The organism is Diaphorobacter sp. B2A2W2 (genome assembly GCF_056730635.1).
In genome coordinates this window covers 430,851-457,162 of sequence record NZ_JBWZOR010000002.1, presented here as the reverse complement: position 1 = coordinate 457,162, position 26,312 = coordinate 430,851, and the positions used below count along the sequence as shown (strand labels likewise).

At 68.3% G+C, this 26,312-nt stretch carries 23 protein-coding genes; 10 read left to right on the top strand and 13 right to left on the bottom strand.

The features are described from left to right. Window positions 1–119 precede the first annotated feature (119 nt). Window positions 120–434 carry a DUF3579 domain-containing protein gene (locus AC1PPL_RS05390; protein ID WP_011806142.1) on the bottom strand — a complete coding sequence of 105 codons (315 nt, stop codon included), beginning with the start codon at window positions 432–434 and terminating at the stop codon, window positions 120–122. A 234-nt stretch (window positions 435–668) separates the two neighbouring features. Between AC1PPL_RS05390 and AC1PPL_RS05385 the strand changes: the two genes are divergently transcribed. The 4 genes from AC1PPL_RS05385 (at window position 669) to AC1PPL_RS05370 (ending at window position 3,481) form a co-directional block, all read left to right on the top strand. Beyond that, window positions 669–1,865, top strand: coding sequence for an aspartate aminotransferase family protein (locus AC1PPL_RS05385; protein ID WP_270174026.1), 1,197 nt, complete (start codon window positions 669–671; stop codon window positions 1,863–1,865). A gap of 16 nt (window positions 1,866–1,881) precedes the next feature. Continuing rightward, window positions 1,882–2,799 carry an ornithine carbamoyltransferase gene (argF, locus tag AC1PPL_RS05380; RefSeq protein ID WP_011806144.1) on the top strand — a complete coding sequence of 306 codons (918 nt, stop codon included), beginning with the start codon at window positions 1,882–1,884 and terminating at the stop codon, window positions 2,797–2,799. Window positions 2,800–2,819: 20 nt separating this feature from the next. Further along, window positions 2,820–2,993, top strand: coding sequence for a hypothetical protein (locus AC1PPL_RS05375; protein WP_220637720.1), 174 nt, complete (start codon window positions 2,820–2,822; stop codon window positions 2,991–2,993). A gap of 143 nt (window positions 2,994–3,136) precedes the next feature. Then, the gene (locus tag AC1PPL_RS05370) at window positions 3,137–3,481 is read left to right on the top strand and encodes a YkgJ family cysteine cluster protein (RefSeq protein WP_011806145.1); all 345 of its coding nucleotides are present in this window, start codon (window positions 3,137–3,139) and stop codon (window positions 3,479–3,481) included. Window positions 3,482–3,611: 130 nt separating this feature from the next. On the opposite strand, the gene AC1PPL_RS05365 is transcribed toward AC1PPL_RS05370, so the two are convergent. Genes AC1PPL_RS05365 through AC1PPL_RS05355 form a run of 3 tightly spaced genes read right to left on the bottom strand, consistent with a single transcriptional unit; the run spans window position 3,612 to window position 6,024 of the window. After that, window positions 3,612–3,809, bottom strand: coding sequence for a hypothetical protein (locus tag AC1PPL_RS05365; protein WP_011806146.1), 198 nt, complete (start codon window positions 3,807–3,809; stop codon window positions 3,612–3,614). 23 nt (window positions 3,810–3,832) lie between these two features. Beyond that, entirely contained in the window at window positions 3,833–5,734 is a 1,902-nt protein-coding gene (gene feoB / locus AC1PPL_RS05360; protein ID WP_123675998.1) for a ferrous iron transporter B, read from the bottom strand. Next, complete coding sequence (locus AC1PPL_RS05355) at window positions 5,731–6,024, bottom strand: FeoA family protein (protein WP_015913817.1); 294 nt, start codon at window positions 6,022–6,024, stop codon at window positions 5,731–5,733. Before AC1PPL_RS05355 ends, feoB begins: the two co-directional genes overlap by 4 nt. Window positions 6,025–6,141: 117 nt before the next feature. Between AC1PPL_RS05355 and AC1PPL_RS05350 the strand changes: the two genes are divergently transcribed. After that, on the top strand, window positions 6,142–6,468 hold the full coding sequence (locus AC1PPL_RS05350; RefSeq protein WP_479972844.1) for a YkgJ family cysteine cluster protein: 327 nt from the start codon (window positions 6,142–6,144) through the stop codon (window positions 6,466–6,468). A gap of 18 nt (window positions 6,469–6,486) precedes the next feature. On the opposite strand, the gene AC1PPL_RS05345 is transcribed toward AC1PPL_RS05350, so the two are convergent. After that, a complete protein-coding gene (locus AC1PPL_RS05345; RefSeq protein WP_015913819.1) occupies window positions 6,487–6,954 on the bottom strand; it encodes an Lrp/AsnC family transcriptional regulator in 468 nt (155 codons plus the stop codon). A gap of 94 nt (window positions 6,955–7,048) precedes the next feature. Here AC1PPL_RS05345 and kynB point away from each other — a divergent pair, with 94 nt between their 5' ends. The 3 genes from kynB to kynA all read left to right on the top strand — a co-directional run bounded on the left by kynB (window position 7,049) and on the right by kynA (window position 9,978). Then, a complete protein-coding gene (gene kynB, locus AC1PPL_RS05340) occupies window positions 7,049–7,720 on the top strand; it encodes an arylformamidase (protein WP_479972843.1) in 672 nt (223 codons plus the stop codon). Window positions 7,721–7,792: 72 nt separating this feature from the next. After that, a complete protein-coding gene (gene kynU, locus AC1PPL_RS05335; protein ID WP_479972842.1) occupies window positions 7,793–9,106 on the top strand; it encodes a kynureninase in 1,314 nt (437 codons plus the stop codon). A gap of 2 nt (window positions 9,107–9,108) precedes the next feature. Continuing rightward, complete coding sequence (gene kynA / locus AC1PPL_RS05330; protein WP_479972841.1) at window positions 9,109–9,978, top strand: tryptophan 2,3-dioxygenase; 870 nt, start codon at window positions 9,109–9,111, stop codon at window positions 9,976–9,978. A gap of 108 nt (window positions 9,979–10,086) precedes the next feature. Here kynA and AC1PPL_RS05325 read toward each other — a convergent pair whose 3' ends face one another. The 7 genes from AC1PPL_RS05325 to AC1PPL_RS05295 form a co-directional block, all read right to left on the bottom strand. Next, window positions 10,087–12,531 carry a penicillin acylase family protein gene (locus tag AC1PPL_RS05325; protein ID WP_479972840.1) on the bottom strand — a complete coding sequence of 815 codons (2,445 nt, stop codon included), beginning with the start codon at window positions 12,529–12,531 and terminating at the stop codon, window positions 10,087–10,089. 122 nt (window positions 12,532–12,653) lie between these two features. After that, complete coding sequence (locus tag AC1PPL_RS05320; RefSeq protein WP_015913824.1) at window positions 12,654–13,706, bottom strand: adenosine deaminase; 1,053 nt, start codon at window positions 13,704–13,706, stop codon at window positions 12,654–12,656. A gap of 204 nt (window positions 13,707–13,910) precedes the next feature. Beyond that, on the bottom strand, window positions 13,911–15,065 hold the full coding sequence (locus AC1PPL_RS05315) for a BMP family ABC transporter substrate-binding protein (RefSeq protein WP_047351071.1): 1,155 nt from the start codon (window positions 15,063–15,065) through the stop codon (window positions 13,911–13,913). Between the two features lie 84 nt (window positions 15,066–15,149). Continuing rightward, window positions 15,150–16,298 (bottom strand): BMP family ABC transporter substrate-binding protein, encoded by a 1,149-nt coding sequence (locus tag AC1PPL_RS05310; protein WP_015913826.1) that lies wholly within the window; start codon window positions 16,296–16,298, stop codon window positions 15,150–15,152. 30 nt (window positions 16,299–16,328) lie between these two features. Next, window positions 16,329–17,249: an ABC transporter permease gene (locus AC1PPL_RS05305; protein WP_172207694.1), complete on the bottom strand. Its 921-nt coding sequence runs from the start codon at window positions 17,247–17,249 to the stop codon at window positions 16,329–16,331. Then, window positions 17,249–18,322 (bottom strand): ABC transporter permease, encoded by a 1,074-nt coding sequence (locus AC1PPL_RS05300; RefSeq protein ID WP_088886347.1) that lies wholly within the window; start codon window positions 18,320–18,322, stop codon window positions 17,249–17,251. Before AC1PPL_RS05300 ends, AC1PPL_RS05305 begins: the two co-directional genes overlap by 1 nt. Continuing rightward, complete coding sequence (locus AC1PPL_RS05295) at window positions 18,309–19,910, bottom strand: ABC transporter ATP-binding protein (RefSeq protein WP_312791584.1); 1,602 nt, start codon at window positions 19,908–19,910, stop codon at window positions 18,309–18,311. Before AC1PPL_RS05295 ends, AC1PPL_RS05300 begins: the two co-directional genes overlap by 14 nt. 180 nt (window positions 19,911–20,090) lie before the next feature. Between AC1PPL_RS05295 and xdhA the strand changes: the two genes are divergently transcribed. Beyond that, on the top strand, window positions 20,091–21,629 hold the full coding sequence (gene xdhA, locus AC1PPL_RS05290; RefSeq protein ID WP_479972839.1) for a xanthine dehydrogenase small subunit: 1,539 nt from the start codon (window positions 20,091–20,093) through the stop codon (window positions 21,627–21,629). Beyond that, complete coding sequence (gene xdhB / locus AC1PPL_RS05285) at window positions 21,626–24,001, top strand: xanthine dehydrogenase molybdopterin binding subunit (RefSeq protein WP_479972838.1); 2,376 nt, start codon at window positions 21,626–21,628, stop codon at window positions 23,999–24,001. Before xdhA ends, xdhB begins: the two co-directional genes overlap by 4 nt. A gap of 35 nt (window positions 24,002–24,036) precedes the next feature. On the opposite strand, the gene AC1PPL_RS05280 is transcribed toward xdhB, so the two are convergent. Next, complete coding sequence (locus AC1PPL_RS05280; RefSeq protein WP_479972837.1) at window positions 24,037–26,139, bottom strand: sensor domain-containing diguanylate cyclase; 2,103 nt, start codon at window positions 26,137–26,139, stop codon at window positions 24,037–24,039. Window positions 26,140–26,312 lie beyond the last annotated feature (173 nt).

The window sequence follows — 26,312 nt, the reverse complement described above, 5'->3', positions numbered from 1 at the left end:
ACGGGTGCGCTGTCAGCAAAGCAGAGAAACCGCCTCCAGGCGGTTTTTTTGTGCCCGGCGCTGCTCGGCACAGCACCTCGGGGGCACACACGCCCACCCAAAAGAAAAGGCCTGTGTTGTCAGGCCTTGGGATCGGGGAGCAGGCAGGCTTCGACGACCTGCAAGTTGTTGTCTCTGGCAAAGTTGAGCACGAAGTCCCACGCCATGGGCTCGTGCGCCTGCAGGTCGCGGTGGACCACCACGCACTTCACTCCGTTCATGCTGGTAGGAATGCACCAGGGGGAGTAGTTCAGGTGGCTGCCAGGCACGGCACCGCCGGGGCGGAACTGGCTCATGACCCCCGCCAGGCGCTCGGCCCAGTCGCTGGGCCGAAAGGTCCTCCCTTCGAGGGTAATGCCTTGGATGAAGACTTCTTTGGAGGAGGGAGCAACCATCGGGTTCGGGTCGTGTAAGGGGCGCCGACCTTGTGCGTCGGCGTGGCACGGATTCTAACTCTTATATAAGAGCTACCCTCCAATGCCCCAGCACCGCCTGCCAGCATTGAACGCAAGCGCAGCGCATGACTGTGATGCGCAATCTTCAATGGTGCGCGCGGGGGCAGCCCCTAGAATCGCATTTCCCTTTTTGGGGCTGTTCCCCGTTTCCCTCTCTTGTCAGGAGATGTCCGCATGACCGCATTTGTCGAGGCTGCCTCGCCCCACGTGATGAACACCTATGGCCGCGTACCCATCGCGCTGGAGCGAGGCCAGGGCGTGCGTGTGTGGGACGTGAACGGCAAGCAGTACCTCGACGGACTGGGCGGCATCGCCGTGAATACGCTGGGCCACAACCATCCCAAGCTGGTGCCGGCGCTGCAGGACCAGATCGCCAAGCTGATCCACACCTCCAACTACTACCATGTGCCGGGACAGGAAAAGCTGGCCCAGCTGCTGACCGAGCGCGCGCACATGACCAATGTGTTCTTCTGCAGCACCGGCCTGGAGGCCAACGAGGCTGCCATCAAGATCGCGCGCAAGTACGGCGTGGACAAGGGCATCGAAAAACCCGTGATCGTGGTCTACGACCATGCCTTCCACGGCCGCTCCATCGCCACCATGACCGCCACTGGCAACCCCAAGGTGCGCAACGGCTTCGGCCCGCTGCTGGAGGGCTTCCTGCGCGTGGCGCCCAATGACATCGAGGCGCTGCAGGAGGCCACCGAAGGCAACCCCAACATCGTCGCCGTGATGATGGAGCCCATCCAGGGCGAAGGCGGCCTGCATCCCATGCGCGCCGACTACCTGCAGCAGGTGCGCGCGCTGTGCGACGCCAACGGCTGGCTGCTGATGCTTGACGAGGTGCAGGCCGGCATGGGCCGCACCGGCAAGTGGTTTGCCCACCAGTGGGCCGGCATTGTCCCGGACGTGATGACGCTGGCCAAGGGCCTGGGCTCGGGCGTTCCCGTGGGCGCAGTACTGGCGCACGGCGCCGCCGCGCAGGTGCTCAAGCCGGGCAACCACGGCTCCACCTTCGGCGGCAACCCGCTCGCCATGCGCGCGGGCGTGGAAACCATCCGAATCATGGAAGAAGACGGCCTGCTGCAGAACGCCGCGGACGTGGGCGCCCACCTGAAGGCCGAGTTGCAGCGCGCACTGGGTGAGACCGCTGGCGTGAACGAAGTCCGCGGCCAGGGCCTGATCATCGGGATGGAGCTGGACCGCCCCTGCGGCGTGCTGATCGATCGCGCAGCCGAGGCCGGCCTGCTGCTGTCGGTGACCGCCGAGCGCGTGATCCGCCTGGTGCCCGCGCTCACCCTCACGCGCGCAGAGGCCGACGAGATCGTCGCCCTGCTCACACCCCTGGTGCAGACCTTCCTGTCTGAATGAAGAAGATCGACCGCGTATGAAGCACTACCTGCAATTCACCGACTTCACCGCCGACGAATACAACTACCTGTTCTCGCGCGCCGCCATCATCAAGGGCAAGTTCAAGAGCTACGAGAAGTACCACCCGCTAGCCGACCGCACCCTGGCCATGATCTTCGAGAAGGCCAGCACCCGCACGCGTGTGAGCTTCGAGGCCGGCATGTACCAGCTGGGCGGCAGCGTGGTGCACCTGACCACGGGCGACAGCCAGTTGGGCCGCGCCGAGCCCATCGAGGACAGTGCGCGCGTGATCAGCCGCATGACCGACCTGGTGATGATCCGCACCTTCGGCCACGACAAGATCGAGCGCTTCGCCGAATACTCGCGCGTGCCCGTCATCAACGGCCTGACCAACGAGTTCCATCCTTGCCAGATCATGGCGGACCTGTTCACCTACATCGAGCACCGCGGCTCGATCGCGGGCAAGGTCGTCGCCTGGGTGGGCGACGGCAACAACATGGCCAACACCTGGCTGCAGGCGGCCGATCTGCTGGGCTTCACCGTGCACGTGAGCACCCCCGGCGGCTATGAGGTGGACGAGAAGCTCGCCTTCGGCGGCAAACCCCACCGCGCGGGCTGCTACAAGGTCTTTGCCGATCCCATGGATGCGTGCCGCGGCGCCGACCTGGTGACCACCGACGTGTGGACCAGCATGGGCTACGAGGCCGAGAACGAAGCGCGCCGCAAGGCCTTTGCCGACTGGTGCGTGGACGCCGAGATGATGGCCGTGGCCAAGCCCGACGCGCTGTTCATGCACTGCCTGCCCGCGCACCGCGGCGAGGAGGTCATGGCCGACGTGATCGACGGCCCCCAGTCCGTCGTCTGGGACGAGGCGGAAAACAGGATGCACGTGCAGAAGGCACTCATGGAGTACCTGCTGCTCGGCCGCGTCTAAACCTATCCCGCATCCCACCCATGGCCCCCGCGCAACTCCACCCCACGCGCCCGGGCCATCCACCCTGCCCCGCCCGCCAGCGCCCGCTGGCGCCTGAACTGCACGCGGCCGCCCGGCGCATGGCGGCACGCGTGCATGCGCTGCAGGTGCGCATTCATACCTTCTACCTGAAGTTCCTCCAGGGCCACACCTAGCGGCCCGGTTCTGCGCGGCAGGCGCCCCAGCGCATGCCCGCCCTCCCATCGCTCCCCTTGATCGCCCGCGATCCCCGGTGCCGGCTGCGCGTCGCACCTGGGATGGGGCCCGTTGCCGATGCACCAGAACCCGAGGAACCTGCATGTCCGTCCCCGTCCACCCCTGCCTGCACTGCGGTGCATGCTGCCAGAACTACCGCGTGGAGTTCTCCGTCTATGAACTGCAGTCCATGGGCGGGCGCGTGCCCGACGCCCTGGCCCATGAGGCCGGAGGCAACCGCTACCGCATGAACGGCACCGAGCGCCACCCCGTGCGCTGCGTGGCACTGGCCGACCTGGGCAACGGCTGCATCGGCTGCGGCATCTACGACCAACGTCCCCAGCCGTGCCGCGACTTTCCGTTCGCCTCCTACGGTTGCCACGACACGCGCGCCAAGCTGGGCCTGCCGCCGTTGGGCGACACGCAGGAGTGGCCGCAGGCCGCTTGAATTGGTTCTTCAAAAAGAAGAGCTGCTGGCGCTTGCCAGGCAATGATTTCAGATAGTTTTGATACTGAAACCTTTGCCTGGCAGGCGCCGGCAGCTATGCTTTTAGGCCCGCGACCGGGCTATCCCGGCTTCAGGGCTTGCGTGCCGGCGCGCAGCGGTCTCCTGCGCAGGCATTGCAGCCCCCGCAACTGCTGCCGGTCTTGGCCATGGGCGCCAGTGCCGGGTGCACGCGCGCGGCGCGGGCGCGCCAGCGCTGCGGCAGCCAGCGCCACAGCAGCGCCAGGGCGGCCACGGCCACGATCACGGCGGTGAGAATGTCTTGCCACATGGTTCTGCTCCTTGGTGACGGTTTCAACCACCGCCCAGCGCCAGGGCCACGCGGTAGGTGATGAAGCTGGCCGCATAGGCCAGTGCGAAGAGATAGCCCGTCATGACGAGCGGCCAGCGCCAGCCGTTGGTCTCGCGGCGCACGGCGGCGATGGTGGAGACGCACTGCGGCGCGAAGATGAACCACACCAGCAGCGACAGCGCCGTGGCCAGCGACCATTGCGCCGCCAGCATGGGCGCGAGCTGCGCGGCCGTGTCGTCGGCCGAAGCGGCAATCGCGTACACCGTGCCCAGGGCGCTCACCGCCACCTCGCGCGCGGCCATGCCGGGCACCAGGGCGATGCTGATCTGCCAATTGAAGCCGATGGGCGCAAAGATCACCTCCAGCGCGGCGCCGATGCGCCCGGCGAAGCTGTATTCGATGGCCGGCCCCGTGGCGTCCGCCGGCGGCGCGGGGTACGACGACAGGAACCACAGCAGGATGGTGACCAGCAGGATGATGCCGCCCACGCGGCGCAGGAAGATGCCCGCGCGCTCCCACAGCCCCAGCGCCAGGTTGCGCACGCTGGGCCAGCGGTAGGCGGGCAGCTCCATCAGCAGCGGCGTGGCGCCGTCGCCGCGCCGCGCCAGCCGCGCAACGGCCGCCACGGCCATGGCGCTCACGATGCCGCCCAGGTACAGCGCGAACAACACCAGCCCCTGCAGGTTGAACAGCCCCGCCACCGTGCGATCGGGGATGAAGGCCGCGATGAGCAGCGCGTACACCGGCAGGCGGGCCGAACAGGTCATCAGCGGCGCGATGAGGATGGTGACGAGCCGGTCGCGCCAGTCCGGAATGGAGCGCGTGGCCATGATGCCCGGCACCGCGCAGGCGAAGCTGGACAGCAGCGGAATGAACGAGCGTCCCGACAGGCCGACGGTGCCCATCACGCGGTCCAGCAGGAAGGCCGCGCGCGGCAGGTAGCCGGATTCCTCCAGCGCCAGGATGAAGAAGAACAGGATCAGGATCTGCGGCAGGAACACCAGCACCCCGCCTGCGCCGGCGATCACGCCGTCGGCCAGCAGGCTGCGCAGCGGCCCCTCGGCCATGTGGGCGTTCAGCCATTCGGCCACGGCGGCCGTGGCGCCTTCGATCCAGCCCATGGGCACCTCTGCCCAACTGAACACGGCCTGGAACATCAGGAACAGCGTCACCGCCAGCAGCAGCATGCCCCACAGCGGGTGCAGCACCACGGCGTCGATGCGGTCGTCGCGCTGCAGGCGCAGCGCGGGCTCGCGCACGGCCAGCCCCATGATGCGGCGCACTTCCTGGTGCAATTGCTGCACGCGCTGCGGGCGGTCTTCCTCCAGCGCATTGACGGGCGGTGGCGCCTGCGTGCCCACGGCGGCGCCGCGGGCGGCCTGCGGGGTGGCCGTGTCCAGCCACTGCAGCAGCTCGCGCGCCCCGTCGGCGCGCACGCCCACGGTGGTCACCACGGGCAGGCCCAGTTCGCGCGCCAGGACTTCGCGGTCGATCTGGATGCCCTGCTGCTGCGCCATATCACTCATGTTCAGCACCAGCACCATGGGCAGGCCCAGGTCGCGCGCCTCCAACACCAGGCGCAGGTTCAGGCGCAGGTGCGTGGCATCGGTCACGCAGACCAGCAGCTCGGGCATGGCCTCTCCTGGGCGGCGGCCGGTGACCACATCGCGGGTGACGGCCTCGTCCAGGCTCTGCGCGTGCAGGCTGTAGGCGCCGGGCAGGTCCAACACGCGCACGCGCCGGCCGCTGGCGGTGGTGAACAGGCCTTCCTTGCGCTCCACGGTGACGCCCGCGTAGTTGGCCACCTTCTGGCGTGCGCCGGTCAGCACATTGAACAGCGCCGTCTTGCCGCAGTTGGGGTTGCCCAGCAGCGCGATGTGCAGGGGAGATGCCGCCGTGCTCATGCCGCGGCCTCCAGCGCATCCACGCGCACCTGCACCAGGGCCGCCTCATGGCGGCGCAGGGCAAAAGTGGCCTGGCCCACGCGAACGGCCAGGGGGTCGGCCGCGGGAAAGCCCCGGGCAATCACGCGCACGGGCTCGCCCGGCAGGAAACCGATCTCCATCAGGCGCAGCACCATGGCCTGCGACCGGCCATCCTGCGCTGGCAGCAGCCCGGCAACCGTGGCCGGCACGCCATGCGGCAAGGTGTCCAGCCCCCGCGGCTGCGCGGCGTCATTCCCCGTGTGAAGCATGTTGTATTGCAGTCAATGAATAAAAGTAATTCTCATTCTAATGGAACTGCACGCTGCTGGATTGATGCACATCAGGACCTGTGGCGCGTCACAATGACACCCCCTGCGACGTACGCCATGACCACTCTTCACCCCTGCCTGACCTGTGGCGCCTGCTGCGCCAGCTTTCGCGTGGACTTCTCGGTGCACGAGACGGAGGAATTGGGCGGCTGCGTTCCCGATGGGCTGGTGGTGCCGGTCACGGACCACACCGCGCGCATGCGCGGCACGGACCATGCGCAGCCGCGCTGCTCGGCTCTCACGGGCCAGGTGGGCCAGCGCGCGGCCTGCGGCATCTACGAGTGGCGCCCCTCGCCCTGCCGCGAATTCGAAGCCGGCAGCGCTGCCTGCAACCGCGCGCGCCAGCGCCACCATCTGCCGGCACTGAACGGGCTGGTGCTCTGAACGCCGCAGGACCCGCTTTCACACGGGCAACCCGCCGATACGCCCCTTGAATTCCTGCAGCGAAAAATAGGTCTGCACCTGGCGCACGCCCGGCAGGCGGTGCAGGCGCCGCTGCAGCAGCTCGGAATACGCGTCCAGGTCGGTCGTTACGACCACCAGCAGGAAGTCCGCGGGGCCCGAGATGCCGTGGAACAGCACCACCTCGGGAATGGCGCACACCGCCTCCTCGAACGCCACGGACAGCGCCTCCGTCTGGTGGTCGATGCCCACCATCACGAAAGCCATCACACCCAGCCCCACCGCACGCCGGTCCAGCTGCGCGTGGTAGCCGCGCACTACACCGGCGTCCTCCAGCCGCTTCACGCGCCGCCAGCAGGGCGACTGCGACAGGTGCGCCATTTCGGCCAGTTCGCCGGAGGTCAGGCGGGCGTTGTCCTGCAGCGCGCGCAGCAGCTGGCGGTCGGTACGGTCGATCTCGGCTTGCATGATTTAACCCAAAAATGTCTCTGTGAGAATGGATTATCTAAATGAATCACCCATCAGGGATAAACCATTTACCCGCCCCTCCGCCGCGCATAGCATGCGCGCCATGACCGCCACCTCCACGCCATCGCCTGCGCTCTGGGACATCTCTGCCCCCGTGCATGCGGGTAGCCCCGTGTTCCCGGGCGATACACCCTACCAGCAGCAGTGGAGCGCCACACTGGGCCCTGGCTGCCCGGTGAACGTGAGCGCACTCACGCTCTCGCCTCACGTGGGCACGCACGCGGACGCGCCCCTGCACTACGCAGCGGACGGCGCAGCCATCGGCGCCCTGCCGCTGGAAGCCTTCATCGGCCCCTGCCGCGTGGTGCATGCGCTGGACTGCGGGCCGCTCATCGAATGGCACCACATTGCCCATGCGATGACGGGCACTTTGCCGCCGCGGGTGCTGGTGCGCACCTACGCCCGCATGCCCTTGGACCGCTGGGACGCGGGCCTCACGGCCTACGCGCCCGACACCATCGAGCGCCTGGCCGACGCCGGCGTAGTGCTCGTGGGCATCGACACCGCCAGCATCGACCCCGCCGACAGCAAGCCGCTGCCCAGCCACCAGGTGATCCGCCGGCGTGGCCTGCGCGTGCTGGAGAACCTGGTGCTGGATGATGTGCCCGAGGGCGACTACGAACTCATCGCGCTGCCGCTCAAGCTCACCACGGCCGACGCATCGCCCGTGCGCGCCGTGCTGCGTGCGCTGCCGCCGCGCGCATGACCATTAGGCCGTTTTGGCCTCTAACGCTCATGCAGCAAGCGCCAAAAGCTACTTATTAATAGCAAAAACCACATGACTACCTTGCAAGAGTGCCGCACACGCGATGCGCAGGACCCGCTGCGCAGCCTGCGCGACCATTTCAGCCTGCCCGAGGGCGTGATCTACCTGGACGGCAATTCCCTGGGCGCTCTGCCCCGCGCCACGCCGGCGCGCGTGGCCCAAGTAGTGCAGCAGGAATGGGGACAGGACCTCATCACCTCGTGGAACAAGGCTGGTTGGGTCAGCCTGCCGCAGCGCCTGGGCAACCAGTTCGCTCCCTGGATCGGCGCGGGGCCGGACCAGGTGGTGTTCACCGACACCACCTCGGTCAACCTGTACAAGGTGCTGTCGGCTGCCGCGCGCGTGGCCCGCGCGGACCATCCCGGTCGCACCCAGCTCGTCAGCGAGCGCAGCAATTTCCCCACCGACCTGTACATCGCCCAGTCCGTGTGCCAGGAGTACGGACTGGAGTTGGTGCTAGTGGAGCCCGAGGAAATCGCCACGCGGCTGACGCCCCAGGTCGCCGTCCTGCTGCTCACCCACGTGAACTACCGCACCGGCGCCATGCACGACATGGCCGCCGTGACCGCGCAGGCGCACGCCCACGGCATTCTGTGCGTCTGGGACCTGTGCCACAGCGCGGGCGCCGTGCCCGTGCACCTGCTGGCCGCGAATGCCGACTATGCGGTGGGCTGCAGCTACAAGTACCTGAATGGCGGCCCTGGCGCGCCCGCCTTCGTGTGGGTGCACCCGCGCCTGGCGGACCGCCCGGATGCGACATTTGCGCAGCCGCTGTCGGGCTGGTTCGGCCATGCCGCGCCCTTCGCCTTCACGCCCGACTACCAGCCCGCACCGGGTATCGCACGCTACCTCTGCGGCACGCAGCCCATCGTGAGCCTGTCGGCCCTGCAGTGCGGGCTGGACATCTTTACCGCCGCCGAGCCTCTGGGCGGCATGGCGGCGCTGCGCGCCAAGTCGCTCGCACTGACCGATCTGTTCATCGCGCTGGTCGAGGAGCACTGCGCCGGCCACGGCCTGGAACTGGCCACGCCGCGCGATCATGCGGCGCGCGGTTCGCAGGTGTGCCTGACACGCGGCGACGGCCTGGGCGTTCAGGGCGTCGGCAGCGGGGCCTACGCCATCGTGCAGGCCCTGATCGCGCGCGGCGTGGTCGGCGACTTCCGCAAGGGCGACGGCGGCAAGCACCTGGACATCCTGCGCTTTGGCTTCACGCCGCTGTATGTCGGATTTGAAGACGTGTGGAATGCCGTGCAGCACCTGCGCCAGGTGCTGGAATCCGGCGAATGGCGCAAGCCCGAGTTCAACCACCTCAACGCCGTGACCTGACCATGACCTGCCCCCACCACCCCAGCGCATCCTCCGGCGCCACCGAAGCCATCGTTCGCCAGGAGGGCGCACAGCTCGACTTCAGCCACAGCATGAGCTATGGCGACTACCTGCAGCTGGACAGCGTGCTGGGCGCGCAAAGGCCCCTGTCGCCCGCGCACGACGAGATGCTGTTCATCGTGCAGCACCAGACCAGCGAGCTGTGGATGAAGCTCATGCTGCATGAGCTGCACGCGGCCATCGCCCATATCGCGCGTGACGAGTTGCCGCCCGCTTTCAAGATGCTGGCACGCGTGTCCAAGATCCTCGAGCAGCTGGTGCACGCCTGGGACGTGCTGGCCACCATGACGCCGCCCGAGTACACCGCCATGCGCCCGTACCTGGGCCAGTCCAGCGGTTTCCAGAGCTACCAGTACCGGTGCATCGAGTTCGCCATGGGCAACAAGAACCGCGCCATGCTGCAGCCCCATGCCCACCACCCCGAGCGCCTGGCCCAGGTACAGGCGGCCTACGAGGCGCCCTCGCTCTACGACGAAGCACTGCGCCTGCTGGCGCGCCGCGGCCTGCCCGTGCCGGCCAGCCATACCGAGCGCGACTGGCGCCAGCCCTACGAGGCCAGCGAAGCCGTGGAGCAGGCCTGGTTGACCGTGTACCGCGATCCAGAAAGGTATTGGGACCTGTACCAGCTGGGCGAGGAGCTGACCGACCTGGAAGATGCCTTCCGCCTCTGGCGCTTTCGCCACGTGACCACGGTGGAACGCGTGATCGGCTTCAAGCGCGGCACCGGCGGCACCGGCGGCGTGAGCTACCTGCGCAAGATGCTGGACGTGGTGCTGTTCCCCGAGATCTGGCGGCTGCGCACCGCGCTGTGAACTACCGCCTCCCCGCCGCTCCATGAACAAAGGCCCCGCATGGCGGGGCCTTTGCACAGAGGGTCGTCCTGGCCGGTGCGCATGGCACCGGCGCGCCGTTGCGCGCCGTTACTTGGCGCTGGCGGAGACGGTGGTCGTCCGGTAGTCCGGGTGGCCCGTGATCTCAGACTCCGAGAATGGCATGCGCACCCACTGCTTGGCGCTGTAGGCCTTGGTGTAGTCGCCAAAATGCGGCGACGCCGGATCGTCGGACAGCGAGAACGTCAGGAAGGTGTGGGCCTGCACGCCGCTGGAGGGGAAGCTCACCACCTGCATGTATGAGTTGCCATGCGGCTGCCCGTCCATGCTGTAGCCGCCCGCCGTGATGTCGTTCTCGGAACAGGTGATGGTGAAGTAGCCCACGCCGCCACAGCCGCCGTACAGCGGCAATTTGGCACCGCCCTTCGTGGCAAACAGCACTTCGCCGCGCGGTGCATCCAGCGCAAACCCGCTCTGCCCCACGCGGCTGATGGCCGTGGCCATGGCCTGGCGCAGCGCGGTCACGGCCGCCACGTTGATCCCGCGCGGGGTATTCAGCGGGTCGGCCGCGTCAAAGGGCACCGAATACAGCCCCGTGGTGGGCACGCGGGTCCAGAACTCGTCCCACAGATGGGAGCCCCGGGACTCCTTGTTCCCGCGGTTGTCCCACGCACGCAGCGTGGCGCAGGCCTGCGTGGCGTCCACCGTGGCACCGTTCACCATCCATTGCGAGGGCGTGCAGATCAGCGTCAGGATCTCGTCCTTGAACCGCTCGGCCGAGAACACGCGGCTGTTCAGCACCATGTCGCGCACGATGGCGGCGCTGGCCTTGTTGCCGGCGTAGCCGTCGGTGCCGGCCAGCCGCTCCAGGGCCATGGTGTGGCCCAGGCGCGTGCGCAACGTCAACGCCGCCGTGCCCGCGGGACCGAAGATGGCCGGGTATCCCGTGATCGGCGCATTCGCGTTGGACAGCCAGTAGCTGTCGTTCATGTTGCCCACATAGTCCTCGCGCAACAGGCTGGGCATGCGCGACGGGCCGATGGCGCCCTTTTGCTTGGAGTCCGCATCGGTCTGCCAGTCGCAGGCGCTGCGCGAGCCGTCGAAGAACGGCACGTTGGGCAGCGCCGCACCCACGGCCGCGCCGAACGGCGTGGTGCACGCGGCCACCTGCTCGGACGACACGTTGGGCACCGCGCCGATGTCCGCGTACCAGACCCGCGCGCTGCCACGCCCTACGGCCACCGTGTTGACCCATGGAATCGCGGACTCTTCCTTCTGGATGGCCATGAACTCCTCCAGCGAACGCGCCTGGTTCCAGCGCATCCAGTTGCGGAAGGTGCGGAAGTTCTCGCCGTTGATGTCACGGATGGCGAAGGCCGTACTCTGGCTCCAGGCCAGAGCGGGGTTGAGCCCCGCCAGGTTGACCAACGGCCCGTACTCGGAGGTGTACAGCGTGCGCGTCACATCGCTCAGCGTGCCGTCGGCATTGCGGCTGGACACGGTGATGCTGCGCGGCGCCATCTTGACCGGCTGGCCGTCACGCAGGTAGGTGGTGGGGTCGCCCGACTGCAGCTGCAGCTGGAAGAAGCCGAAGCGCCGCGCCGTGGAGACCGTGTGGCTCCAGGCGACGTTGTCGTTGAAACCGATCAGCACCAGCGGCACGCCCAGGAATCCGACGCCGCTGACGTTCACCTGATTGTCGATCGTGACCTGGGCCTGGTAGAACCGGTCCGGCCCCTTCCAGTACCAGTGGGGGTTGCCGAACATCAGGCCGCTGGACTCGCCCGTGGCCGCTGGCGCAAAGCCATACATGTTGCTGCCGATGCCCGCGTCACCGCCCACCTGCAGGGCGGGAGGTGTGGTCAGGCGCTGGTCCAGGGACGGGGCGGTCTGCGCGTCTTGCGCCGCGCCGGCCTTGGCTGCGGCAGGGGCGACGGCATTGGCGATGGCCTCCACGAAATTGCTGTACCCACCCGCCAAGTTGGCCGCGTACATGCGGCGCCAGACGTCCTCCTGCGTGATGGGCTGCACCCATGCCTCGCTGCGGCAGGCCGCGTGGGCCGTCCCTTTCTTGGCAACGTCCACGTACTGGTTGTAGCCGGCCACGAAGCCCTCGACCATCTGCCGCAGATTCTCGGGCTGCGCCGCGGCCATCTTCTGCACCACGTCGGCGGAGATCACATGGCGGTGGAAGAAGTCCGAGTCGATGTTGCGCGGGCGTCCGATGGTGCTGTTGTAGACCAGCTGTGCGCTGCCGCCAAAGTAGCGCGAGCGCTCGCCCCGGTAGGTGAGGAAGGCATCCGCCAGCGTGCACAGGTTGTCCTGCGCCTGGACATACCCCATACCGAAGCCCCCGCCGGCCCAGTTGGAGGCCTTGATGTGCGGCACGCCCATCGCGGTGCGGCGGATCTCCGCCTGGTACGCCAGCGGCGCGTCGTCCGCGTCGTCGTTGCCCCCGCAGCCGGCCAGCAGGGCCAGGACCGCCGTCGCCAACAGCGCGCATGGCGCCGCAGCACGAGTCACTCTCTCTTGCATGCGTTGTCTCCTTTGTTGTGGTGCACCCCTGCCGGTCCCCGGCCCGGGCCAACGCAGGATAGACGCAACGCAGCGGAATGCCTAGCACCCGGCTGCGTGCGAGCGACACGCCCCGCGGTGCCTCAGTCGTTCTCCGTGAACTGCTCGAAGCACTCCTTGAGCCGGTGGTGCCATGCGCGCTTGTCGGCTTCGGCGGCAAAGCTGGCCTCGAAGCTGTTCCAGGCCAACTGGTAGGCATGGCGCGCCGTGAGCGCCGGCACCGCCGCGAAGAGCTGCGTGAAGTTGTCGTTGACGTAACCGCCGAAGTACGCGGGATCGTCGGAGTTCACGGTCACCGCCAGCCCCGCCTCCAGCAGCTGCAGCAGGTTGTGATCGGCCAGGCGCGGGAACACGCACAGCTTCAGGTTGGACAAGGGGCACACGGTGAGCGGTATGCGCTCATCGGCCAGTCGGCGCATCAGCGCCGGGTCGTGAACGGCCTGCACGCCGTGGTCGATGCGCTCGGCCTGCAGCACGTCCAGCGCGCTCCAGATATAGGCCGGCGGCCCCTCTTCACCCGCATGGGCCACCACGTGCAGGCCCAGGGCGCGGCAGCGCTCGAACACGCGGGCGAACTTCTCGGGCGGGTGGCCGCGCTCGCTACTGTCCAGCCCCACGCCGACGATGCGGTCCAGCAGCGGCAGGGCCTGCTCCAGCGTGGCGAGGGCATCCTCCTCGCTCAGGTGCCGCAGAAAGCACAGGATGAGCGACGCAGACAGGCCGTGGCTGCTGCGCGCGTCCGCGCAGGCACGGTGCAGCCCGTTGATCACGGTCTCGATGTGCACGCCCCGCGCGGTGTGCGTCTGCGGGTCGAAGAAGATTTCCGCATGCGCTACGTTATCCATAGCTGCTCGCGCAAGATAGGCGCGGGCCATGTCGTAAAAATCCTGCTCATGCAGCAGCACGCTGGCGCCTGCGTAATAGATGTCCAGGAAGCTCTGCAGATCGGTGAAGGCGTAGGCACGGCGCAGTTCTTCCACGCTGGCGTAGGGCAGCGGCACACCGTTGCGTTGCGCCAGCGCGAAGATCATCTCGGGCTCGAGCGAGCCCTCGATGTGGATGTGCAGTTCGGCCTTGGGCATGGCCCTCAGCAGGCCGGGCAGGCGTTCGGCGGGAATGGGCGGGACCTTGAACATCGGCAGGCTCCAAAAAATGAGGCCGCAACCTACGGGACGTCGCGGCGGTAGGCCGATGATGCCTTGTCGGCGCGCATGTGCAACACCTCCCGGCCCGCAACGGCGGGCATGGCCATACCGACAAAAAAGCCACCCCGAAGGGTGGCTCGTTGTACCGGGCGGACGATCTCCGCAAAGAAAGCCGCCTGGTGCGGCAATGGCCGCTTATTTCTTGTCGCCGCCGGGCACCTGGCCCTCCACGCCCTTGACGTAGAAGCTGATGCTGGTGAGGAACTTGTCATCAGCCACTGCGCCCTGGTCGAGGACGGTCTTGCCCGCGTTGTCCACGATGGGGCCCTTCCAGATCACGAAGCTGCCATCCTTCAGGCCGTTCTTGGCCGCATCGACCTTGGCCTTGGCCTCGGCGGGCACGTCCTCGGCGATGGAGACGAGGTCGATCGCGCCTTCCTTCACACCCCACCAGTGCTGACCGGTGGTCCAGGTGCCTTCCAGCACGTCCTTGGTGGCCTTGGTGTAGTACGGAGCCCAGTTGATGATGGCCGACGCCAGGTGGGCCTTGGGGCCGTACGCCGTCATGTCGCTGTCCCAGCCGAAGGCGCGCTTGCCCTTTTCCTGGGCGGTCTTGAGAACGGCGGGCGAGTCGGTGTTCTGGAACAGCACGTCGGCGCCGCCATTGATCAGCGAAGTGGCGGCTTCGGTCTCCTTCGGCGGGCTGAACCACTCGTTGACCCAGACCACCTTGGTCTTGATCTGCGGGTTCACGCTCTGCGCGCCCAGCGTGAAGCTGTTGATGTTGCGGATCACCTCGGGAATCGGCACCGAGCCCACCACGCCCAGCGTATTGGTCTTGGTCATGGCGCCAGCGATGATGCCCGCGAGGTACGCGCCCTCATAGGTGCGGCTGTCGTAGATGCGCGTGTTGTCGCTGGTTTTGTAGCCTGTGGCGTGCTCGAACTTCACGTCCTTGAACTCGGCGCCCAGCTTCTGGATCACGTCCATGTAGCCGAACGTGGTGCCGAAGATCAGCTTGTTGCCCTGCGTGACCATGTCGCGCAGCACGCGCTCGGCGTCTGGGCCTTCGGGCACGCTTTCCACGTACGACGTCTGGATCTTGTCGCCGAACTCGGCCTCCAGCTTCTTGCGCGCCTGGTCATGCGCGTAGGACCAGCCGCCATCGCCCACCGGCCCCACGTAGGCGAAGGCGATCTTCAGCGGGCCGGCCGCAGCCGCTGGTGCCGCAGCCGGCGCGGGGGCCGCCGGAGCCGGCTCCTCCTTCTTGCCGCAGGCCACCAAAGCAGTGGCGGCGACGGCCGTCAGTGCAGCCATCTGGAACAGGGAACGTTTGCGCAGATCAGTCATGGTTTTTCTTTCGTCGGAATGTGAAAGCGGACCCAGGTTTCAAAGCAAAAGGCGCGCCCATCTTGAGGGGCGCGCCCGTGTTTGTCACTTGCCGTCGGTGCCGGGCACCTTGCCCTCCACGCCGGCCACGTAGAAATTGATGCCGGAGAGGAACTTCAGGTCGCCCACCGTGCCGGCGGCCAGCACTTCCTTGCCAGCGTTGTCCTTGATGGGACCGGTCCAGACGGCAAAGCTGCCGTCCTGCATGCCTGCCTTGGCCTTGGCCACGCGGTCCTTGATCTCCTGCGGCACGTCGTCAGCAATCTTCAAGAGGTCGATCGCCCCCTCCTTCACACCCCACCAGTGCGCGCCGCCCTGCCACTTGCCGGCCAGCGTGTCCTCGACCACCTTGGTGTAGTAGGGCGTCCAGTCGATCACGGCCGAGCCCAGGTGCGCCTTGGGCGCATAGGCGCTCATGTCGCCGTCCTTGCCGAAGGCGCGCGCGCCGCGCTCCTCCGCCGCCTTGAGCACTGCCGGCGAGTTGGTGTTCTGGTACATCACGTCCACGCCGCCGTTGAGCAGCGATGCGGCGGCCTCGGCCTCCTTGGGCGGGCTGAACCATTCATTGACCCACACCACCTTGGCCTTGATCGACGGGTCCACGCTCTGCGCGCCCAGCACGAAGCTGTTGATGTTGCGCACCACTTCGGGGATCGGCACCGAGGCCACCACCCCCACGGTCTTGGTCTTGCTCATGCCGCCCGCAACGATGCCCGCGAGGTACGCGCCTTCAAAGGTCTTGGTGTCGTAGGTGGCCACGTTGTCGGCCTGTTTGTAGCCAGTGGCGTGCTCGAACTTCACGTCTTTCAGGTCGGCCGCAACTTTCTGCACGAACTCCTGGTAGCCGAAGCTCGTGGCAAAGATCAGCTTGTTGCCCTGGCCTGCCATGTCGCGCATCACGCGCTCGGCGTCGGCGCTCTCGGGCACGCTCTCGACGAACGAGGTCTCGATGCGGTCGCCGAACTTCTCCTGGATCGCCTTGCGGCCCAGCTCATGCTGGTAGGTCCAGCCGCCATCGCCGATGGGGCTCACGTACATGAAACCGATCTTCAGCTTGTCGGCCGCGGGGGCGGCGGCCGGTGCCGGTGCGGCGGCAGGCGCCTCTTCCTTCTTACCGCAGGCCGCCAGCGTGGCGAGGGCCACAGCCGACAGGGCCACAGCCTTTAAAAGGGATCGTTTGTTCAGTACGTTCATTGCGATGGGTTTTATGGATGGAAAACGGGGTCAGCTGCCCGGATGGAACGGCTTTCCGAGCGCGGCCGGCATGTTCGCACGAATCCAGGCCGGGTTGCGCGAAATGAGGACCAGCACCACGATGGTCGCCACGTAGGGCAGCATGGACAGCAACTGACTGGCCACCTGCACGCCCGTGGCCTGCAGATGGAACTGCAGCATGGTCACGCCGCCGAACAGGTAGGCGCCCAGCAGCACGCGCGCGGGCCGCCAGGTGGCGAAAGTGGTCAGCGCCAGTGCGATCCAGCCGCGCCCGGCCACCATGCCCTCCACCCACAGCGGCGTGTACACGGTGGAGATGTAGGCGCCCGCCAGCCCGCACAGCGCACCGCCCGCCGCCACGGCTCCCAGGCGAATGCCGCGCACGGGATAGCCCAGAGCATGGGCGGATTCGGGCGACTCGCCCACTGAGCGCAGCACCAGGCCGGCGCGCGTGCGGTAAAGGAACCACACCAGGAGCGCCACCAGCACCACGGTCAGATAGACCAGCGGGTGCAACCTGAACAGCGCCTGGCCCACCACCGGCAGATCGCCCAACACCGGCCAGGCGAACTTGGGCGTGTCCGGCAGCTTGGCCTGCACATAGCCGATGCCCACGAAGGCCGAGAAGCCCACGCCAAACAGGCTCAGGGCCAGGCCGGTGGCGTACTGGTTGGTGTTGAACCAGATCACCAGCACGCCGAACAGCGCCGCCAGCACCGCGCCGGCCGCCATGCCCGCGAGCAGCCCCAGCGTGAAGCTGCCCGTGTGCACCACGGTGGCAAACGCGGCGATGGCCGCGCACAGCATCATGCCCTCGGCCCCCAGGTTGACGATGCCAGCCTTCTCGTTGATCAGCAGGCCCAGCGCGGCGATGGCCAGCACCGTGCCGGCGCTCAGCGTGCTGCCCAGCAGCAATGCGTACGATTCCATCACGCGCGCCCTCCCCTGGCACCCACCCACCGCACGCGGTAGGCAATCAAGGTGTCACATGCCAGCAGCGTGAACAGCAGCAGGCCCTGGAACACGCCCGTGAGCGACTTCGGCAATCCCATGCGCGACTGCGCCAGTTCGCCGCCGATGTAGAACATGCTCATCAGCAGCGCCGACAGCACCATGCCCACCGGATGCAGCCGCCCTACGAAGGCCACGATGATGGCCGCAAAACCATAGCCCGCCGGTACATACGGCGTGAGCTGGCCGATGGGTCCGGCCACTTCCAGCGCCCCCGCCAGGCCCGCCAGGCCGCCGGAGATCAGCAGCGCCGTCCACAGCGCGCGCCGCGACGAAAAGCCCGCGTAGCGCGCCGCCGCCGGCGCCAGCCCGCCCACCTGCAGCGCGAAGCCCGCGCGCATGCGGAACAGAAACACCCACAGCAGCGCCGCGCCCAGCAGCGCCAGCGGTAGCCCGATGGTCACACGCGAGCCCGTGAACAGCTTGGGCATCTGCGTGACAGGCTCGAACATCTTGGTCTGCGGGAAGTTGAAGCCCATCGGGTCCTTCCAGGGGCCGTACACCAGATAGCCCAGCACCAGCGTGGCCACGTACACCAGCATCAGGCTGACCAGGATTTCGTTGGCATTGAAGCGGTCGCGCAGCAGCGCCGTGATGCCCGCCCACGCCATGCCCCCCAGCACTCCGGCAACCAGGATGGCCGGCACGATCCACGGACCGGTGGCCTTGTCGGCCAGCAGTGCCACGCCGCCCGCAGCCACGGCGCCGATCACGAACTGCCCCTCCGCGCCAATGTTCCAGACATTGGAGCGAAAACACACTGCCAGTCCCAGCGCGATGAGCAGCAACGGTGTGGCTTTCACGGCCAATTCGCCCAACGCATAGGGCGACTTGATCGGCTCCCAGAAGAACACCTGCAGCCCGCGCACCGGGTCCTTGCCCAGGGCCGCAAACAGCAGTACGCCGATCAGCACCGTGATCGCCAGCGCAAGCAGCGGAGAGCCAAAAACGAACAGGCGCGACGCCTCGGGGCGCGCCTCAAGCTTGAGCATGGCCGGCCTCCTCGGGTGCGCTGGTCGCGCGCAGGTGCGCCTGCACCTCGGCATGCCACAGGCCGCTCATCCATTCGCCGATGCGCTCCACCGTCGCCTCGGCGCGTGGCACGGACGGCGACAGATGCCCCTTGGCCAGCACGTGCAGCCGGTCACAGATTTCGAACAATTCGTCCAACTCCTCGCTGAGCACCAGCACGGCACAGCCCTGGTCGCGCAGTTTCAATATCTCGCCGCGGATCTGCGCGGCAGCGCCCACGTCCACGCCCCAGGTGGGTTGCGAGACGATGAGCAGACGCGGGCCGGCGTCGATCTCGCGCCCCACGATGAATTTCTGCAGGTTGCCGCCCGACAGCGACTTGGCCGCCGCATTCGGCCCGCCCGCCTTGACCTGAAAGCGCGCGATGATGGCGCGCGCCTGCGCCTGCAGTTGCCCCATGCGCAGCCAGCCGAAAGCGCCCACCGCATCGGTGCGGGTCAGCAGGAGGTTGTGCGCCAGCCCCATGCTGGGCACGGCGCCGCGGCCCAGGCGCTCTTCGGGCACGAAGTGCAGGCCCAGCGCGCGGCGCTGGCGCGGGTTCATGCGGCCGACGGGCACCAGCCCCTGCGGCCCCGCCACCTGCACCATGGCGGGCGCGGCGCGCTGGTCCTCGCCCGACAGGGCGTAGAGCAACTCTTTCTGCCCATTGCCCGAGATGCCGGCAATGCCCACCACCTCGCCCGCACGCACCTCCAGGTCGATGTCGATGAGCGGCACGCCGAAGGGGTCGGCCGCCGGCAGGCTCAAGGAACTGGCGCGCAGCACCACCCCGCCCGTGGTCACCTCACGGTGCGCCAGGGCCGGCGGCTCGGCGCCGATCATCATGCGCGACAGCGACGCGTTGGACTCCTGCGAAGGATCGCACACGCCGGTGACCACCCCGCCGCGCATCACCGTGCAGGCCGTGCACAGCGCGCGGATTTCATGCAGCTTGTGGCTGATGTAGAGAATGCTGCAGCCCTCGCTGGCCAATTGCTTGAGTACCACGAAGAGCTTGTCCACCGCCTGCGGCGTGAGCACCGAGGTGGGTTCGTCCAGGATCAGCAGCTTGGGCTGCGTGAGCAGCGCGCGGATGATCTCCACGCGCTGCATCTCGCCCACGGAGAGCGTGTGCACGGGCCGCAGTGGGTCGATACCCAGGCCGTACTCGGAGGCCGTGGCGCGGATGCGGCGCTCCACCTCGGCCAGCGGCACGCTCTTGTCCTGGCCCAGCCAGACGTTCTCGGCCACGGTCAGGGTGTCGAACAGGCTGAAATGCTGGAACACCATGGCAATGCCCAGCTGGCGCGCCTCCTGCGGATTGCGCACCTGCACCGGGCGGCCGTCGAACAGCATCTGGCCCTCGTCGGGCTTCACGGCGCCGTAGATGATCTTCATCAGCGTGGACTTGCCGGCGCCGTTCTCGCCCAGCACCGCATGCACCTCGCCGGGCTGCACCGTGAGCGATACGCCATCGTTGGCCACCACGGCCGGGTATCGCTTGGTGATGCCCGTCAGCTGCAGCCGCGGCGCGCCGTTGGCGGGGGCAGAAGGGGGTGAGGGATTCATCCTGCGATTGTCTCCTAGTTTTTTGGACGGCTGCCTGGAATCAAAACAGCATGCGGCGCCGACCCACCGGGCGCCAGCAGCTACTTTTTTTATAGCAAACCGTCGGCCACCAACCACGCCGGCGGGGTTATGTGTACCGCCCTATGGTCAAGCCGGCGCCTGCGGCATACCCTTGTGCACATGACAACGCCCCGCCCCTTACGCTTCATCCGCCGCGGCCGAGCCGTGCAGCTGCACGGCATCGCGCCCGACCGCACCCTGCTGGAGATTCTGCGCGAGGACCTGGGCGCCACCGGCACCAAGGAGGGCTGCGGCGAAGGCGACTGCGGCGCCTGCACCGTGGTGCTGGGCGAGGCGCGCCAGGGCCGCATGCACTACCAGGCCGTCAACAGCTGCATCCGCCTGGCCCATTCCATCGACGGCATGGCGCTGTGGACGGTGGAGGACCTGGCGCACGACCCGCTGATCCGGCCCGCGTCCGACCCAAAGGGCAGCGCACTGCACCCCGTGCAGGAGGCGCTGGTCCAATGCCACGGCTCGCAGTGCGGGTTTTGCACGCCGGGTTTTGCCATGAGCCTGTTCGGCCTGTACCAGAACGAGGTCTGCCAGAACCGAGGCATCACGCGCACACAGGCGGCCGAGGCGCTGTCGGGCAACCTGTGCCGCTGCACGGGCTACCGCCCCATCCTGGATGCCGCGCAGCAGATGCAGCAACTGCCGCGCGTGCAGGTGGATGAAACCGCATTGCTACAACAATTGGAGCTACTCGCGCTTACCCCGCAAGCGCTAGAGGCCGATTTCTCTTATATCTCGCCCGCCACGCTCCCTGATCTGCTGGCCGCGCGCGCCGCCCACCCCGACGCGCAACTGGTGGCCGGCGCCACCGACCTGGGCCTGTGGATCACCAAGCAGCACCGCCGCTTCCCGCGCCTGTTGGACGTGACGCGCGCCGCGGAACTGACCGGCGTGGCCGAGCACGACGGCCTGCTCACGCTGGGCGCGGCCGTATCGCTCACCGATGCCTTCTCTGCGCTGCAGGCCCGCTGGCCGCAACTGCACCGCTTTGCCGCGCGCTTTGCGGGCCTGCCGGTGCGCAACAGCGGCACGCTGGGGGGCAACGTGGCCAACGGCTCGCCCATTGGCGACTCGATGCCGCTGCTGATCGCGCTGGGGGCGCAGGTGGAGCTGGCCAGCACGCGCGGCAGCCGGCGCATGCCCCTGGAGGATTTCTACACCGGCTACCGGCAGAACCAGTTGGCGGCAGACGAGCTGCTCACCTTCATCCACCTACCTCTGCCCGCGCCGGACCAGCGGCTGGCGGACCAGCGGCGGGCGGACCAGCGGCTGGCGGCCTACAAGGTTTCCAAGCGCTTCGACGACGACATCTCTGCCGTGTGCCTGGCCATCCAGCTGCACCTCGAACGGCAGACCATCACCCAGGCGCGCATCGGCGCGGGCGGCGTGGCCGCCACCCCGGCACGCGCCCGCCAGACCGAGGCTGCGCTGACCGGCCAGCCCTGGACCGCCGCAACGGCGGAGCGCGCCGCCGCCGTGCTGCAGGCGGAGTTCAACCCCATCAGCGACATGCGCGCCAGCGGCGCCTATCGCCGTGAAGTGCTAGGCGCGCTGGTGCGCCGCTTTTGGCGCGAGACCCGCGGCGGTGCGGAGACCCCAGCGCTGGAGCGCCTGCAACCCCTGACGCTGGAGGCCACGCCATGAAGCGCGATGACGACCACGCTCCCACTGCGCGCACGACCTCTGGCCGCGCGGCCGCTGGCAACCCACCGGCCATGACCCAGCCCGCCATGGGCCAGCCCCACGCGCACGAGAGCGCACGCGCACAGGTGGCGGGCAGCGCCCACTACATCGACGACCTGCCCGAGGTAAAGGGCACGCTCTACGCCGCCCCCATCCTCAGCACCGTGGCGCACGGGCGGCTGGAAAGCGTGGACACGCAAGCCGCGCTGCAGCTCGCGGGCGTGCACGGCGTGGTGCTGGCACAGGACATTCCGGGCGATCCGGTACTGGCGGCGTTCGCCCATGATGAGCCGGTGTTCGCGCAGGCTACGGTGCAACACATCGGCCAGGTGATCGGCCTGGTGGTGGCCGAGTCGGTGATGCAGGCGCGGCGCGCGGCGCGGCAGGTGAAGCTGAGCATCACCGCCCTGCCCGCCATCCTCACCGTACAGGACGCCTTGGCCGCCGAGAGCTATGTTCTACCGCCCGTGCACGTGCGCCGGGGCGACGCGGCCCAGGCGCTGGCGCAGGCGCCGCACCGCCTGCAGGGGCATCTGGAAGTCGGCGGGCAGGAGCATTTCTATCTGGAGGGTCAGATCGCCTATGCCCTGCCGCAGGAACAGGGGGAGTGGCTGATCCACTCCAGCACCCAGCACCCCGGCGAGGTGCAGCACTGGGTGGCGCATGCGCTGGGCATCGACAGCCACGCGGTGCGCGTGGAGTGCCGGCGCATGGGCGGCGGCTTTGGCGGCAAGGAAACGCAGGCCGGCCACCTGGCCGTGTGGGCGGCGCTGGCGGCGCACAAGTTCGGCCGGCCCGTCAAGCTGCGCCTGGACCGCGACGACGACTTCATGGTCACCGGCAAGCGCCACCCCTTCGCCTACGAATGGGACGTGGGTTTTGACGACGCCGGGCGCATCACCGGCCTCAAACTGATGATGGCCGCCAACTGCGGCTTCAGCGCCGATCTGTCCGGCCCCGTGGCCGACCGCGCGGTGTTCCACTGCGACAACGCGTACTTCCTGGAACATGTGGAGATCGCCTCGTACCGCTGCAAGACGCACACCCAGAGCCATACCGCGTTCCGCGGCTTTGGCGGGCCGCAGGGGGTGATCGCCATCGAGACCATCCTGGGCGACATCGCCCGCGCCCTGGGCCGGGACGCGCTGGACGTGCGCCTGGCCAACCTCTACGGGCTGCACGAACGCAACGTGACCCACTACCAGATGACCGTGGAGGACAACATCCTGCACGATTTGCTACCGCAATTGGAGCAGTCTGCGCTCTACAGGCAACGGCAGGAGGCCGTTTCGGCATGGAATGCCGCGAACCCCGTGCTCAAGCGCGGCTTGGGCCTGACGCCGGTGAAGTTCGGCATCAGCTTCACGGCCACGCTGTTCAACCAGGCCGGGGCGCTGGTGCATGTGTACACCGACGGCAGCGTGCAGGTGAACCACGGTGGCACCGAGATGGGCCAGGGCCTGCACACCAAGGTGGCGCAGATCGTGGCCGATGAGCTGGGCGTGCCCCTCTCCCGCGTGCTGGTCACCGCAAGCGACACCGCCAAGGTGCCCAACGCCAGCGCCACCGCCGCCAGCAGCGGCACCGACCTGAACGGCCGCGCCGCGCAGTTCGCGGCGCGCCATGTGCGCGACAACCTGGCGGCGTTCGTCTGCGGGCTGGACGGCTGCGGCGCGGGCGCCATCCGCTTCGCGGGTGGGCAGGTCATATCCCCCAAGCGCACGCGGCGCTGGGAGGACGTGGTGAAGGACGCCTACGCCAACCGCATCCAGCTGTGGAGCGACGGCTTTTACCGCACGCCCAAGATCCACTACGACAAGACCACGCTCACCGGCCGGCCCTTCTACTACTTCGCCTATGGTGCCGCCTGCACCGAGGTGGCCATCGACACCCACACCGGCGAGAGCCGCGTGCTGGCCGTGGACATCCTGCACGACGTGGGCCACAGCATCAACCCGGCCATCGACCTCGGCCAGATCGAGGGCGGTTTCGTGCAGGGCATGGGGTGGCTTACCACCGAGCAACTGGTGTGGAACGACGAAGGACGCCTGGCCACGCACGCCCCCAGCACCTACAAGATCCCCGCCACGGGCGACGTGCCCGAGCACCTGCGCGTGCAGCTGTGGCACCAGCCCAACCGCGAGGACAACGTGGGCGGCAGCAAGGCCGTGGGCGAGCCCCCGTTCATGCTGGCCATCAGCGTGTACGAAGCACTGCGCAATGCAGTCGCTGCGGCCCGGGGGGACGGCGGCGCCGATGCGCGCGCACCCGTGCAACTGACCGCGCCCGCCACGGCAGAGAACGTGCTGCGCGCGATCGGGCGGCTGGAGTAACCCGCCGCCGTGTGCGGCCATGCCAGCCGAGCCGTTCAGGCCGGTACCTGCACGCTGCCTACGGCGATGCGGTTGCGCCCAGCGCGCTTGGCCTGGTAGCAGGCCATGTCGGCGGCGTAGAGCAGCGCCGCCACACCGTGCGCACCAGGTGCCAGCGGGACCAGCCCCACGCTCAGGCCCAGGGTGAAGCTGCGCCCGCCATATGCGGGCTCCCACGCCTGCACGGCGGCGCGCAACTGCTCGGCTACGGCCTGCCCGCGCGCCAAGGAGCTGCCCGGCAGCACGATGGCGAACTCGTCGCCGCCCACGCGCGCAGCCCAGCCGTTGTGCCGCACTTCCGATTCGAGCAGACGTGCCAGATGGCGCAGTACGTCATCGCCCGCATCATGGCCGGCAACGTCGTTGACCACGGTGAAATGGTCCAGGTCCATGAACAGCAGCACCCCGCCGTCTTCCTCCGGCACACCCCGCGGGCCCCGCGCAGCACGCGCGTCCAGCAGCATCTGCAGGCGCAACTCAAACTCCGCGCGGTTGAGCAGTTGGGTCAAGGGGTCGTGGGCGCGCTCCCAGGACTGCTGCTGGCGCGCTGCACGCTCCGCAGTGAAGTCTTCCAGCGACCACACCAGGCCGCTAGCCGGCACGCCGGGCTCCACCAGTTGCCCCTGCGCCCGCACCCACAGCGTGCTGCTGTCCTTGCGCAGCAGCGGCAGTTCGCCATCGAAGCTGCCGTGGGCCGCAAACCGCGCACGCACCTGCTGGGCCACATCCGCTGCGCCGGGCAGCGAGGCCAGCAGATCCGTCAGCCGGCGCCCCTGGAGCTGCGCCGGCGCATAGCCCAGCATGCGGCCGGCCTGCTGGCTCACGACCTCCACCTGCTCGTAGCGGCTGACGACGATGCCCAGCGGCACGTGCGCCAGCACCGCACGCAGCTGGCGCGCCGACGCTTCCGACCCGCGCTGTTGCAGCCGCCGGTGTTCCAGCAGCCGGGTGCAGACGCGCACCACATCGTCCACCTCGCCAGGGCTGTGCGGCCATGGGCCGTCATGCCCGGCGGACCCGCTCGCCGGCGCACCAGCGGCCTCTGCGTCCATCAGCGCTCGGGCACGCTGGCGCAGCAGGATCAGCGGGCGCGCGATCCACAGCATGGCGCCCAGCGCCAACAGGGCCACCAGCGCCGTGGCCGTGGCCGCGAGCGCCCAGGCCCGGCGCTGGACGCCCTGCATTGGCGCCAGCACGGCCTGCGAAGCGCTCACCCGGGCCACCACCCATTGCGGCATGGGCACGCTGGCCAAGCTCACCACGTGGTCCGCCTGCACGGTGGTTTGCGCGCGTCCGGCCAGCGGCGCATCGTCCGCGTGGCGCCAGCGCGCATAGGCCTCGCCCAGGCCTGGCTCATCGGCCACCTGGCCCAGCACGCGCTCCATATTGGGGTGCGCCAGGATCACCCCGTCGCGCGTGAACACCACCAGCTGCGAATCGCTGCGTGCGGGCAGCGCCAGGGAATGTGGCAGCAGTCCCTGCGATTGCAGCCGCAGCACGCCCGCCACGGCCCCGATGACGCGGCCCTCCCCCCGCAGCAGCGGCATGGTGAACATCACGCGCGCCTCGGCCGGCGTGGCGCCGATGAGGCCCGACACCAGCGGCTTGCCGTCCAGCAGCGTGCGCACGAGGTAATCGCGCTCGCCCGGGTCCAGACCCGAGGCCTTTTCCAGCTTGCCATAGCGCAGGTTGATGGCGAGGTTGCCGTCCTTGCGCGCAACCTGGATGGCGTCGAAGAAGCGCACGGCCGGCAGACCCTGCTGCAGCAGCCACTCCAGCGACGCGGGAGACTCCAACAGCTCGGGGGTAATGCCCTCGGCCACGGTGGCAAGCACCTTCTGGCTCTGCTCGATCTTGCTGGCCAGCAACCGCGCCACCAGTTCCACCTCGTCGTTCTGCTGGCTGACCAGGCGCTGCATGACCTCCTGGCCCGCGGCGCGCGACAGCACCCACACGGTGAGCATTGCGGAGAGCACGATGGCCAGCGCCGCCACCGCCAGCAGCTTGCCCACCAGCGGACCGGGCAGCCATGCGAAGCCTTCAGGCTCCCGCTCGGGCGCCACGTCTTCCCACGCGGCAACATGCTCGGGCGGTGTCATGGGCGCTCCGCGTTCGAAGCGCCCGAAACGAGAGGATCGAGGAAGGCGCGAACCATGGTCGTAGGGTGACTGCCTCACCAGAGGCTCGAACCAATATACGCAGGCACCCCCGGCTCCAGACTGGGTGGAACCCTGTGACGGCGCGGGAAAAACCCTGACGCCTCAGGCCTTCA

Coding starts and splice junctions, on each gene's coding strand:
- AC1PPL_RS05390 (WP_011806142.1), bottom strand. CDS start 434: ATGGTTGCTCCCTCCTCCAAAGAAGTCTTCATCCAAGGCATTACCCTC.
- AC1PPL_RS05385 (WP_270174026.1), top strand. CDS start 669: ATGACCGCATTTGTCGAGGCTGCCTCGCCCCACGTGATGAACACCTAT.
- argF (WP_011806144.1), top strand. CDS start 1,882: ATGAAGCACTACCTGCAATTCACCGACTTCACCGCCGACGAATACAAC.
- AC1PPL_RS05375 (WP_220637720.1), top strand. CDS start 2,820: ATGGCCCCCGCGCAACTCCACCCCACGCGCCCGGGCCATCCACCCTGC.
- AC1PPL_RS05370 (WP_011806145.1), top strand. CDS start 3,137: ATGTCCGTCCCCGTCCACCCCTGCCTGCACTGCGGTGCATGCTGCCAG.
- AC1PPL_RS05365 (WP_011806146.1), bottom strand. CDS start 3,809: ATGTGGCAAGACATTCTCACCGCCGTGATCGTGGCCGTGGCCGCCCTG.
- feoB (WP_123675998.1), bottom strand. CDS start 5,734: ATGAGCACGGCGGCATCTCCCCTGCACATCGCGCTGCTGGGCAACCCC.
- AC1PPL_RS05355 (WP_015913817.1), bottom strand. CDS start 6,024: ATGCTTCACACGGGGAATGACGCCGCGCAGCCGCGGGGGCTGGACACC.
- AC1PPL_RS05350 (WP_479972844.1), top strand. CDS start 6,142: ATGACCACTCTTCACCCCTGCCTGACCTGTGGCGCCTGCTGCGCCAGC.
- AC1PPL_RS05345 (WP_015913819.1), bottom strand. CDS start 6,954: ATGCAAGCCGAGATCGACCGTACCGACCGCCAGCTGCTGCGCGCGCTG.
- kynB (WP_479972843.1), top strand. CDS start 7,049: ATGCGCGCCATGACCGCCACCTCCACGCCATCGCCTGCGCTCTGGGAC.
- kynU (WP_479972842.1), top strand. CDS start 7,793: ATGACTACCTTGCAAGAGTGCCGCACACGCGATGCGCAGGACCCGCTG.
- kynA (WP_479972841.1), top strand. CDS start 9,109: ATGACCTGCCCCCACCACCCCAGCGCATCCTCCGGCGCCACCGAAGCC.
- AC1PPL_RS05325 (WP_479972840.1), bottom strand. CDS start 12,531: ATGCAAGAGAGAGTGACTCGTGCTGCGGCGCCATGCGCGCTGTTGGCG.
- AC1PPL_RS05320 (WP_015913824.1), bottom strand. CDS start 13,706: ATGTTCAAGGTCCCGCCCATTCCCGCCGAACGCCTGCCCGGCCTGCTG.
- AC1PPL_RS05315 (WP_047351071.1), bottom strand. CDS start 15,065: ATGACTGATCTGCGCAAACGTTCCCTGTTCCAGATGGCTGCACTGACG.
- AC1PPL_RS05310 (WP_015913826.1), bottom strand. CDS start 16,298: ATGAACGTACTGAACAAACGATCCCTTTTAAAGGCTGTGGCCCTGTCG.
- AC1PPL_RS05305 (WP_172207694.1), bottom strand. CDS start 17,249: ATGGAATCGTACGCATTGCTGCTGGGCAGCACGCTGAGCGCCGGCACG.
- AC1PPL_RS05300 (WP_088886347.1), bottom strand. CDS start 18,322: ATGCTCAAGCTTGAGGCGCGCCCCGAGGCGTCGCGCCTGTTCGTTTTT.
- AC1PPL_RS05295 (WP_312791584.1), bottom strand. CDS start 19,910: ATGAATCCCTCACCCCCTTCTGCCCCCGCCAACGGCGCGCCGCGGCTG.
- xdhA (WP_479972839.1), top strand. CDS start 20,091: ATGACAACGCCCCGCCCCTTACGCTTCATCCGCCGCGGCCGAGCCGTG.
- xdhB (WP_479972838.1), top strand. CDS start 21,626: ATGAAGCGCGATGACGACCACGCTCCCACTGCGCGCACGACCTCTGGC.
- AC1PPL_RS05280 (WP_479972837.1), bottom strand. CDS start 26,139: ATGACACCGCCCGAGCATGTTGCCGCGTGGGAAGACGTGGCGCCCGAG.